Source organism: Nocardioides sp. (assembly GCF_036401255.1).
GTDB lineage: Bacteria > Actinomycetota > Actinomycetes > Propionibacteriales > Nocardioidaceae > Nocardioides.
The window spans coordinates 1-10,605 of sequence record NZ_DASWVI010000135.1 but is presented as its reverse complement, the minus strand read 5'-3'; the positions used below and the strand labels follow the sequence as shown (position 1 = coordinate 10,605).

Annotated in this window: 11 protein-coding genes; 7 read left to right on the top strand and 4 right to left on the bottom strand. The window is 72.0% G+C overall.

What is annotated here, in order from left to right:
• From VGD85_RS06080 to VGD85_RS06070, 3 genes are all read left to right on the top strand, one after another.
• The coding region (locus tag VGD85_RS06080; protein ID WP_331062551.1) for an ABC transporter ATP-binding protein at positions 1–1,694 on the top strand (1,694 nt) is incomplete at its 5' end.
• 123 nt (positions 1,695–1,817) lie between these two features.
• Complete coding sequence (locus tag VGD85_RS06075) at positions 1,818–3,383, top strand: peptide chain release factor 3 (protein ID WP_331062550.1); 1,566 nt, start codon at positions 1,818–1,820, stop codon at positions 3,381–3,383.
• 96 nt (positions 3,384–3,479) lie between these two features.
• Entirely contained in the window at positions 3,480–4,091 is a 612-nt protein-coding gene (locus tag VGD85_RS06070) for an XRE family transcriptional regulator (protein WP_331062549.1), read from the top strand.
• 2 nt (positions 4,092–4,093) lie between these two features.
• Here VGD85_RS06070 and VGD85_RS06065 read toward each other — a convergent pair whose 3' ends face one another.
• The 3 genes from VGD85_RS06065 to VGD85_RS06055 all read right to left on the bottom strand — a co-directional run bounded on the left by VGD85_RS06065 (position 4,094) and on the right by VGD85_RS06055 (position 6,218).
• Positions 4,094–5,128: a threonine aldolase family protein gene (locus VGD85_RS06065; RefSeq protein WP_331062548.1), complete on the bottom strand. Its 1,035-nt coding sequence runs from the start codon at positions 5,126–5,128 to the stop codon at positions 4,094–4,096.
• A gap of 187 nt (positions 5,129–5,315) precedes the next feature.
• The gene (locus VGD85_RS06060) at positions 5,316–5,534 is read right to left on the bottom strand and encodes a hypothetical protein (RefSeq protein ID WP_331062547.1); all 219 of its coding nucleotides are present in this window, start codon (positions 5,532–5,534) and stop codon (positions 5,316–5,318) included.
• Between the two features lie 78 nt (positions 5,535–5,612).
• Positions 5,613–6,218: a TetR family transcriptional regulator gene (locus VGD85_RS06055; protein ID WP_331062546.1), complete on the bottom strand. Its 606-nt coding sequence runs from the start codon at positions 6,216–6,218 to the stop codon at positions 5,613–5,615.
• 205 nt (positions 6,219–6,423) lie between these two features.
• Here VGD85_RS06055 and VGD85_RS06050 point away from each other — a divergent pair, with 205 nt between their 5' ends.
• From VGD85_RS06050 to VGD85_RS06040, 3 genes are read left to right on the top strand one after another with little or no spacing between them, the layout of a single operon-like run.
• On the top strand, positions 6,424–7,683 hold the full coding sequence (locus VGD85_RS06050) for a glycosyltransferase family 4 protein (protein ID WP_331062545.1): 1,260 nt from the start codon (positions 6,424–6,426) through the stop codon (positions 7,681–7,683).
• Positions 7,683–8,444 (top strand): class I SAM-dependent methyltransferase, encoded by a 762-nt coding sequence (locus VGD85_RS06045; protein WP_331062544.1) that lies wholly within the window; start codon positions 7,683–7,685, stop codon positions 8,442–8,444. Before VGD85_RS06050 ends, VGD85_RS06045 begins: the two co-directional genes overlap by 1 nt.
• Positions 8,437–9,576 (top strand): prenyltransferase, encoded by a 1,140-nt coding sequence (locus tag VGD85_RS06040; RefSeq protein WP_331062543.1) that lies wholly within the window; start codon positions 8,437–8,439, stop codon positions 9,574–9,576. The genes VGD85_RS06045 and VGD85_RS06040 overlap by 8 nt, the downstream gene beginning before the upstream one ends.
• Here the strand turns inward: VGD85_RS06040 and VGD85_RS06035 are convergent.
• Positions 9,535–10,188 (bottom strand): class I SAM-dependent methyltransferase, encoded by a 654-nt coding sequence (locus VGD85_RS06035; RefSeq protein ID WP_331062542.1) that lies wholly within the window; start codon positions 10,186–10,188, stop codon positions 9,535–9,537. The genes VGD85_RS06040 and VGD85_RS06035 overlap by 42 nt on opposite strands.
• 97 nt (positions 10,189–10,285) lie before the next feature.
• Here VGD85_RS06035 and VGD85_RS06030 point away from each other — a divergent pair.
• Positions 10,286–10,605, top strand: a 320-nt coding sequence (locus VGD85_RS06030) for an acyl-CoA dehydrogenase family protein (RefSeq protein WP_331062541.1), incomplete at its 3' end; no start/stop codon positions are given.

The following is a 10,605-nucleotide window of genomic DNA, read 5'->3' as shown; positions in this document are numbered from 1 at the left end:
ACGACGTCGGCACCGGCCCGTCGCTGGCGCGCGGGATCGCCCACGCGCTCGCGGTGCGCCCGGCCTGGGGTGTGATGGGCGCCCTGCTGTTCCTGCTCGCCTCGCTCACCGGGGCCCAGGGCGCGGTGACCGGCCTGCTGTGGGGTCACATCGTCGAGGACCTGCGGCAGGGTGGCAGCCCCACCTGGCTGACCGGCGCGGTCGTGGTGAGCCTGCTGGCCGCCCCGGTGATGCTGGCGAACGCCTTCTACCGCTACCCGCGCTGGTGGATCGAGGTCATGCTCCGCGCGCGGATGGCGGTGCTCCATGGTCAGACCCAGGAGCGCCGGCTGGCCCGAACGCCTCCTGGCGAGGTCGTGGCCCGGTCGATGGATGCCGACCGCTACGCGCGCTACGCCGACCGCTGGGTCGACTTCCTCAACGGCCTGATCATCGCGAGCATCACCGCGCTGCTCGCCGGGACCTGGATGGCCGGTGCCGTGCTGCTCGCCGTGATGGTCACCTCGGCCCTCGCCTCGACCGTGGGGCGGCCGATCGCCGGCCGATCGGCGGCTGCGTCGTCCACCGCCCGTGCGGGCTTCGGGCGCGCGCTCGTCTCGGCGCTCGACTCGGTGCGCACGGTCAAGCTCGCCGCGGCGATCCCCGAGGTCCACGCCCACCTGCGCCGCGTCGACTCGGGCCGCGTCGCCGCCGCGGTCAAGGAGCACCGGGTGCAGGCCGTCCTCGACGGCGTCCCGATGGTGATGGTCCAAGGCGGCGTCGTGACGGCGTGGGCGATCTACTTCGCCGACGGGTGGAGCCTGGCGATCGCGCTGCTGGTGGCCAACGCCGTCGGCGGCTTCGACTGGTTCGGCCGGGTGGCCGGGATGGTCGTCACCGAGGCGCCCGGCACCCGCGCCTGGCAGCAGGAGACCAGCCGGTTCGCTGCCGGGGCCGACCTGATGGACCTGCCGCCCGGAGTGGACCTGGTCAGCGGTGACGCACCCGAGCCGGAGCCGGTCCAGCGCGTGCCGCTCGAGCGCCTCGAGCTGTCCGGATTCTCGGCGATCCACGACGACGGCACGATCGGGGTCACCGACGTGGACCTGAGCGTCGAGGCCGGCGAGCTGGTGCTGCTGGTCGGCCAGGTCGGCTCCGGCAAGTCCAGCCTGCTCTCGGCGCTCGCCGGGCTGATCGAGCACTCCGGCGGGCTGCGCTGGAACGGCCGCGAGGTCACCGACCCCCAGGGCTTCCTCCGGCCCGCCCAGGTCGCCCACGTCGCGCAGGTGCCCCGGGTGCTCTCGGGCAGCTTCTCCGACAACGTGCTGCTCAGCCACCGGCGGGCGTTCGACGACCCCGTGTCGGCGGCCCGGCTCGACCGCGACATCGAGGAGGCCGGCGGCAAGGACGCCCTGGTCGGCCACCGCGGCGTCCGCCTCTCCGGCGGCCAGGTCCAGCGGCTCGCACTCGCCCGGGCGCTGGCGACCGACGCCGAGCTGCTGCTCGCCGACGACGTCTCGAGCGCCCTCGACGCCGCCACCGAGATCGAGCTGTGGGACGCGCTGCGCGAGCGGCGTACGACGGTCATCGGCGCCTCGGTCAAGCGGGCCGCCCTCGCCCGCGCCGACCGGGTCGTCGTGCTCGTCGACGGCGCCGTCGCCGCGGTCGGTCCCTGGAGCGAGATCGGCTCGGCCTGGGGACACCTCGCCGGTTGACCACGCACCTGACGTATCTGTCGCGGGCCCACGGGCGGAGACGACAGATACGTCAGGTGCGCGGCAGACCCACGACGGCCGGCGAAGCGGGAGTCCGCCGGGGCAGGCGGTAGATTCCGCGCAGTGTCCGACACTCGCCCACGCCGTACGTTCGCCGTCATCAGCCACCCCGACGCGGGCAAGTCGACGCTCACCGAGGCGCTCGCACTGCACGCGCGGGTGATCACGGAGGCCGGTGCGGTCCACGGCAAGGGTGACCGGCGCGCCACGGTCTCGGACTGGATGGCGATGGAGAAGGCCCGCGGCATCTCGATCACCTCCGCCGCGCTGCAGTTCGTGTTCCGCGACCACGTGATCAACCTCGTCGACACGCCGGGCCACAGCGACTTCTCCGAGGACACCTACCGCGTGCTCTCGGCCGTCGACTCCGCGGTGATGCTCGTCGACGCAGGCAAGGGGCTCGAGCCGCAGACGCTGAAGCTGTTCAAGGTCTGCGCGCTGCGCGGCATCCCGGTGATCACCGTCATCAACAAGTGGGACCGCCCGGGCCTCTCGGCGCTCGAGCTGATGGACCTGATCCAGGAGAAGATCAAGCTCCGGCCCACGCCGCTCACCTGGCCGGTGGGTGAGGCCGGCGACTTCCGCGGGGTCGTGGACCGGCGTACCGGCGAGTTCGTGAAGTACACCCGCACCGCCGGCGGCGCGACCCGAGCGCCCGAGCAGCGGCTCACCTCCGGGCAGGTGCCGGAGGAGGACCAGCGCACCTGGGCCGAGGCGATCGAGGAGCACGAGCTGCTCACCCTCGACGGCGCCGACCATGACCAGAAGCGGTTCCTGGCGGGCGAGACCACGCCGGTCGTGTTCGCCTCGGCGCTGCAGAACTTCGGTGTCGCGCAGCTGCTCGAGCTGCTCCTCGACATCGCGCCGGGCCCCGGGCCGGCCGAGGGCGTCGACGGCTCGGTCCGCCAGGTGAGCGACGACTTCAGCGCGTTCGTCTTCAAGGTCCAGTCGGGCATGAACACCGCCCACCGCGACCGGCTCGCCTACGCCCGCGTCGTCTCTGGCACCTTCGAGCGCGGCATGGTCGTCACCCACGCCGGCACCGGCCGGCCGTTCACGACGAAGTTCGCCCAGTCGGTCTTCGGCCGCGACACCACCGCGGTCGAGACCGCCGAGGCCGGCGACATCATCGGCTTCGTCAACGCCCAGGCGCTGCGCGTCGGCGACACGGTGTACGTCGGGGAGCGCATCGAGTACCCGCCCGTGCCGAGCTTCGCGCCCGAGCACTTCGTGACGGCGAGCGCGGGCGACATCGGCCGGTTCAAGCAGTTCCGCCGGGGCATCGAACAGCTCGACCAGGAGGGCGTCGTCCAGGTGCTGCGCTCGGACCTGCGGGGCGACCAGAACCCGGTCCTCGCGGCGGTCGGCCCGATGCAGTTCGAGGTCGTCGAGGACCGGATGACCAACGAGTTCAACTCCCCGATCCGGTTCTCCCGGCTGGACTACCAGGTCGCCCGGCGTACCGACGCCGCCGGCGCCTCGGCCCTGGCCGGGATGCGCGGCGTCGAGGTGCTCGAGCGCAGCGACGGCACCCACCTGGCGCTCTTCGTCGACCAGTGGCGGGCCAACGTCACCGCCCGCGACAACCCCGACATCATGCTCGAGGCGCTGCCGGCGGGCGGGATCTGACCGGACCGCGCAGCACGACGTACCCGAACAGGATCGGTCCCGGCGGCTTGACGACCATGCGACACTGGAGGGCGGAATAGCAAAGGAAGTTGCCGAATGGAAAACCATCCCTTCGATCCCGCGACGGCCGACCACACCCTCGACGCCGTCGGGCCGCGACTCAAGGCGCTGCGCCAGCGGCGGGGGATCACCCTGGCCGAGCTCGCCGAGCGCACCGGCATCTCGGTCAGCACGCTCTCGCGCCTCGAGGGCGGGCTGCGCCGGCCGACGCTGGAGCAGCTGCTGCCGCTCGCCCGGGTCCACGGCGTCACCCTCGACGAGCTCGTCGACGCCCCGGCGACCGGTGACCCGCGGATCAACCTGCGCCCGATCGCCTGCGCCGACGGCTCGGTGATCGTGCCGCTGACCCGGCGCCCGGGCGGCATCCAGGCCTACAAGTTCGTGCTCCCGGCCGACCCCGGCGACGTCGTACCGACCCTGCGCACGCACGAGGGCCACGACTGGCTCTACGTCCTCAACGGCACCCTGCGGATGATCCTGGGGGAGGAGGAGCTGACCCTGCTGCCGGGGGAGGCGGCGGAGTTCGACACCCGCACGCCGCACTGGTTCGGCGCCACGGGCGGCGGTCCGGTCGAGTTCCTCAGCCTGGTCGGCCACCAGGGCGAGCGAGCCCACGTGCGGACGGCGCCACGGGCGCGGGAGGCCTGAGCTCAGGCAGGTGCCACGGTCGCTGCCAGCAGGGCGGCCGTCGCGGCGGGGTCCAGGTCGAGGGCGGCCGGGGTCACGACCACCTCGGTCTGGATCCGGCCGGGCTCCCGCGCCGGCCACCAGGCGGGCAGGCCGACCTGTTGCTCCTCGATCGCCGCGGCGGTGCGCTCGTTGACGCTGTCGGGGTCGCCGCCGGCGTACAGCAGGAACTGGTTGGTGTGCGGCCGACCCGGCTGGACGGTCACCGCGGCCGGCAGCGCGGCGGCGAATGCCTGGGCCCAGGCGACGGTGTGCGGGACGAGCGGCAGCCGGTCGCGCAGCCCGACGAGCGCGGCCACGGCCTCGGCGGTGACGCGGTACGTCGTCCCACCCAGCCGGCGCCGCCACAGCCGCGCGTCGGCAACGAGATCCGCCGATCCGAGTAGTGCGGCCCCGGCCAGCCCGCCGAGCCCCTTGTAGAACGAGACGTACGTCGAGTCCGCCTGCGCGGCGATCTCGGCGAGCGAGTGGTCGAACCACGGCTGGGACTCCCAGATCCGCGCGCCGTCGACGTGCAACGCGACCCCGCGCTCGCGGCACGCTGTGGACAGTTCGCTCAGCTCCTCCCAGCTCGGCAGGAGGCAGCCGGCGTCGCGCAGCGGCAGCTCGACGAGCACGGCGCCGAGCGGCCCGGGCAGCTTGGTGAGGTGGGCCGCGGTCGGCGTCTCGAACCCGCGGGTCAGGAAGAGGACCTCCAAGTCGTGCAGCACCCGCGGGCCGTCCTCCTCGTGCACCAGCAGGTGGCTGAGGTCCGGCATCGCCACCCGCCGCGTGCCGGCCCGGTCGCAGTGCACGCGCAGCGCCGCCTGCTGCGCCATCACCCCGCTGGGGAAGAACGCCGCCGCCTCGACGCCGAACCGTTCGATCAGGTCCTCCTCGAGCATCCGTACGGCGCCGCCGTCGCCGTAGGTGTCCCACGTGTCGACGCCGAGGTCCTCGCAGGCCTGTGCCAGGGCGGCGAAGGTGTCGGCGGGGGAGCGCGGCGGCTGTCCCGACACCGCCCTCTCGCACCGTCTTGCCGCGTCTCGGACTCGGGTCACCAGGTCGTCAGAGGGCACGGCCGCACCTTACGCGTGCTCCGCTGGCTGAGGTGCGAGCGAAGCGGCAGGACACCGGGCCCCCGGGGACGTCATACGTTGCGTGCTCTACGACCCTCTATCGGGATGACCTCCCGCGACCGGTCGGCTAGAGCTTCGCCATCTTGTGGAACGGGCGCGGCACCCGCACCGTCTGCGCGCCGAAGTCGACCATCACCGCGCTGGCGTCGACGTGGGTGACGCGGCCCAGGCCGTGGGCGTCGTGGGAGACGAGGTCGGCGACCGCGTACACCTCGACGATGGGCTCGGGGTCCGGCTGGAACGGGCTGTTGGCCAGGTGGCGGCGGGAACTCGCTGAGGTCGTCATCGTCGGCGAGTATCGCAGCCCGCGAGCGGCACCGGCGATTGGAGCGTGCCAATCGGCGCGTCCGCCGTCAGCAGAGCGTCAGTCGCGCAGCAGCAGCTTGACCGCGACCTCGATCTGCTGACCGGTCTCGGCGGCGGAGTTGCGGCCGGTGACCCAGCCGACGAGCGCGGAAAGCCAGACGTCGCCGATCACCTTCGCGATCGCGACGTCCTCCTCGGTGAGCTCGTCGTGAGCCTCGGGACGCATCACCCGAGTGAGCATCGAGGTGAGCAGCATGCCGACCTGGTGGATCTCGGCCTGCACCGAGGAGTCGGCGAACATGAACGCCCGGGTCAGGGCCTCGGTGAGCTTGGGGTCGCTCTGCATGCCGCGCGTCGTGCGCTTGAGGACGTTGATGACCCGCTCGGCGGTGGTGTCGCCGTCGACGGGCTTGTCGCGCAGCAGCGTCTCGGTGCGCTCGAACTCCCGCTGCAGCGCCGAGACCAGCAGGTGGATCTTCGAGGGGAAGTAGCGGTAGAGCGTGCCGAGCGCGACATCGGCCCGCTCGGCCACCGCGCGCATCTGGACGGCGTCGAAGCCGCCCTGCGAAGCCAGGGCGATGGTCGCGTCGAGGATGCGCTTGCGACGGTCCCGCTGAGCGGCAGAGCCGAGATCTTCGACGGCCAGCGAGTTGGCGCTGCTCACAGGGACCCCCTGACGGGTTGAGATGATGATCGGGACGTCCCCGGTCCGTTCGAGTTTAGAGACCACCGGCCTCGGTCTGCATATCGGCGGCTACGCTACCAATGCGTAGGATAAAATAGGAACACGTTCCAATTGTCCGGCACGGCGTGTCCCACGCATCCGGCCAACCCTCCGGTGCCGCCGGAGGTCGAGAGAAAGGGTGCGGATGCGGGTCGCACTGCTGTCGTACCGGAGCAAGCCCCACTGCGGCGGTCAGGGCATCTACATCCGGCACCTCAGCCGGGAGCTCACGCGTCTGGGCCACTCCGTCGAGGTCTTCTCCGGGCAGCCCTACCCCGAGCTCGACGAGGGCGTGAGGCTCACCAAGCTGCCGAGCCTCGACCTGTACCGCGAGCCCGACCCGTTCCGGGTGCCCAAGTTCAAGGAGTTCCGCGACCGCATCGACGTCGAGGAGTTCGCCACGATGTGCGCGGCTGGCTTCCCCGAGCCCAAGACGTTCAGCCTGCGCGCGGCGCGCGCCCTGCGCGAGCGCGTCGACGACTTCGACATCGTCCACGACAACCAGGTGCTCGGCTACGGCATGCTCGAGATCGAGAAGATGGGGCTGCCGCTGATCACCACGCTGCACCACCCCATCACCTTCGACCGGCGCATCGACATGGCCGCCACCCGCAACCCGTGGCGCAAGTTCACGCTCAGCCGGTGGTACGGGTTCTTGAGGATGCAGGGCCGGGTCGCCCGCCAGGCGCGCAAGATCATGACGCCCTCGGAGACCTCCAAGCGCGACATCGTCAAGGACTTCGGCGTCGATCCCGCCCGGATGCAGGTCATCCTGCTCGGCGTCGACGACGGCTTCGTGCCGCCCACCAAGCCGCGCGTCCCCGGCCGGATCCTCGCGATGGCCAGCGCGGACGCGCCGATGAAGGGCATCGCCACGCTGCTCGAGGCGTTCGCCAAGCTGCGCACCGAGCGCGACCTCGAGCTGCTGCTGGTCACCAAGCCCACGCCGGGCGGGCGCACCGAGCGCCTCATCGACAAGCTCTCGATCGGCGACGCGGTCCGCTTCGTCCATGGCGTCACCGACGCCGAGCTCGTCGAGCTGATGGGGTCGGCCGAGATCGCCTGCGTGCCCTCGCTCTACGAGGGCTTCTCGCTGCCGACCGCCGAGCTGATGGCCTGCGCCACCCCGCTCGTGGTGTCGCGGGCCGGCGCGATCCCCGAGGTCGTCGGCCCCGACGGCCTGTGCTCCGACCTCGTCACGCCCGGCGACGTGGGCGAGCTGACCGCGGCCATCGCCGCGCTGCTCGACGACCCCGAGCGCCGGGAGCGGTACGGCGCGGCCGGGCGGCAGCGCGTCGAGGAGCTGTTCAGCTGGCGGGCCGTGGCGCAGCAGGTCGCCGCGGCGTACGAGGAAGTGATCGAGGACTACCGGGTCTCGACAGGCTCGACGACCGAGGAGATCTGATGCTGACCGTTGACTTCGACCGGCTGGGACTGCTGCCCGGGGACCGGGTGCTCGACATGGGCGCCGGCGGGGGCCGGCACGCGTTCGAGATGTACCGCCGCGGTGCCGACGTGGTCGCGTTCGACATGGACGCCGACGAGCTGGCCGGTGTGCTGGAGATCTTCGGCGCCATGAAGGAGAACGGCGAGGTGCCCGCCGGCGCGAACGCCGACATCAAGCAGGGTGACGCGCTCGAGCTGCCGTTCGCCGACGGCGAGTTCGACCGGATCGTCGCGGCCGAGGTGCTCGAGCACATCCACGACGACGTCACCGCGATCAAGGAGCTGGTCCGCGTGCTGCGCCCCGGTGGCACGCTCGCCGTCTCGGTGCCGCGCTGGCTGCCCGAGGTCATCAACTGGCGGCTCTCGGCGGACTACCACAACGCCGAGGGCGGCCACATCCGCATCTACACCGACCACGAGCTGATCGACAAGGTCACCAAGGCGGGCCGCTTCAACGACGGCAGGCCCGGCGACGCGATGGTGTTCGAGGGCAAGGACTACGCCCACGGGCTGCACGCGCCCTACTGGTGGATCAAGTGCGCCGTCGGCGTCACCAACGATGAGCATGTCCTCGCGCGGACGTACCACAAGCTCCTGGTCTGGGAGATCATGAAGCAGCCCAAGGCCCTCCAGCTCGCCGGCAAGGTGCTCGACCCGCTGATCGGCAAGAGCGTCGTCCTCTACTTCCGCAAGCCCGCCCATGACGCCGCAGATGACTGAGGCTCTCTCGAAGATCCCGTACGTCGACGGCATCATCACCGCCGAGCAGGTGGCCGAGACCGCGGCGTCGATCGCGGCGATGCAGGAGGCCTGCGGCTCCGTGCCGTGGACCACCGGCGAGCACACCGATGTGTGGAACCACGTCGAGGCCGCGATGGCGATGCTGGTCGGCGGCCAGGTCGAGGCCGCGGAGCGCGCCTACGCGTGGGTGCCGACCGTGCAGCGTGCCGACGGATCGGTGCCGATGAAGATCGTCGACGGCGTCGTCGAGGACGCGCGCGGAGAGGTCAACATGTCGGCGTACCTCGCCGTCGGCGTGTGGCACCACTGGCTGGTGCGCCGCGACGCCGGCTTCGTGCGGCAGTACTGGCCGACGGTCCGCGCGGGGCTGGACTGGGTGGTCTCCCAGCAGCTGCCGTTCGGCGGCATCAACTGGACGCCCACCGAGTCGTTCGCGCTGCTGGCCGGCTGCTCGAGCATCTACCACTCGCTGCGCGCCGGCGTCGCCCTGGCCGACCTCCTCGACGACCCCCAGCCCGAGTGGGAGCTCGCCGGCGGCCGCCTGGGCCACGCCCTGCGCGAGCACCGTGACCTGTTCGCCGACAAGTCGACGTACTCCATGGACTGGTACTACCCGGTGCTCGGCGGCGCGGTGCGCGGGCGGGACGCCGTCGACCTGCTGGCGAGCCGGTGGGACGAGTTCGTCGTGCCGGGGATGGGCATCCACTGCATCGACGCCAACCCGTGGGTGACCGGCGCCGAGACCTGCGAGCTCGCGATGGCGCTCGACGGCCTCGGCGACCACCAGCGGGCGCTGACCCTGCTCGCCGACATGCAGCACCTGCGCGGCGAGGACGGCAAGTACTGGACCGGCTGGGTCTACGGCACGCCCGCGGACCCGGGCACGCCCGAGGAGCCGCGCGACGTCCACTGGCCGGTCGAGCACACGACCTACACCGCCGCCGCCGTGATCCTCGCCGTCGACGCCCTCGGTGAGGTCGCCGGGCACAGCACCGCCGGGTCGGGCATCTACCGCGGCACCTCCCTGGCGCCGCACTTCACCGAGCTGGCGCTCGAGTGCGGCTGCCCCTCAGCCGACGACCTGTCCAGCGTCGCCGGCGGTCCGGCGTAGCACCCGCATCGAGCCCAGCGCCTCCACCTCGGTGAACGCGCCGCTCTCGAGCGCGCGCAGGAAGACGTGGTACGGCGGCTGCCCGCCGTCGGCCGGGTCCGAGAACACGTCGTGGATGACCAGCAGGCCCTCGTGCATGATCCAGGGCGCCCAGCCGGTGTAGTCGTTCTGGGCGTGCTCCTCGGCGTGGCCGCCGTCGATGAACAGCATCGACAGCGGCGTGCGCCAGTGGGTGCTGACCGTCGTGCTCCGGCCGACGATCGCGACCACCCGGTCCTCGAGGCCGGCCCGGGCGATCGTCTTGCGGAACACCGGCAGGGTGTCCATCAGCCCGAACTCGTCGTCGACGAGCGTCGGGTCGTGGTGCTCCCAGCCGGCCTGGTTCTCCTCCGACCCGCGGTGGTGGTCGACGGTGAACGCCACCGCCTGCGGGCCGCCCACCGCGCGCGCGGCCGCGCCGAGGTAGACCGCGGACTTGCCGCAGTAGGTGCCCACCTCCAGCACGGGCCCGTGGGGCAGCCGGTCGAGCGCCACCCGGTGGAGCAGCAGCCCCTCGTCCTCGGGCATGAAGCCCTTCGCGCCCAGGGCGTGGCTCAGCCAGTCGTCGCTCACGCGCGCACTCTAGTAGAGTTGGAACACGTTCTAGATTTCGTGCTCGCCGTTGGTTGAGGAGCGAGCGCAGCGAGCCTCGAAACCAAGGCGGTAGAGCATGTCGATCGGGATCTCCGACGAGCACGTCGAGCTGGCGTCCAGCCTGCGCAAGTGGGCGGCCGACCTCCGCGGTCGCGACCTGGCGCGGGCAGCCGAGGACGACCCGGCCGCGACGTTCGAGGCGGCGTGGGCGGCGCTCACCGAGATGGGCGTGCCGGCGATCGGGCTGCCGGAGACCGCAGGCGGAGGGGGAGGGACCACCCTCGACGTCGCCGTCGCGCTCGAGGCGTGCGCCCACGAGCTGGTCCCGGGCCCACTGCTCGGCCCGGTCGTCGCGGCGTCGGTCCTGGGGGCGGTGCCGGACGGCGCCGTCGTGGG

Bases quoted from the DNA above. Each gene is read 5' to 3' on its own strand.
- VGD85_RS06070 (WP_331062549.1), top strand. From the start codon at position 3,480: ATGGAAAACCATCCCTTCGATCCCGCGACGGCCGACCACACCCTCGAC.
- VGD85_RS06060 (WP_331062547.1), bottom strand. From the start codon at position 5,534: ATGACGACCTCAGCGAGTTCCCGCCGCCACCTGGCCAACAGCCCGTTC.
- VGD85_RS06050 (WP_331062545.1), top strand. From the start codon at position 6,424: ATGCGGGTCGCACTGCTGTCGTACCGGAGCAAGCCCCACTGCGGCGGT.
- VGD85_RS06045 (WP_331062544.1), top strand. From the start codon at position 7,683: ATGCTGACCGTTGACTTCGACCGGCTGGGACTGCTGCCCGGGGACCGG.
- VGD85_RS06040 (WP_331062543.1), top strand. From the start codon at position 8,437: ATGACTGAGGCTCTCTCGAAGATCCCGTACGTCGACGGCATCATCACC.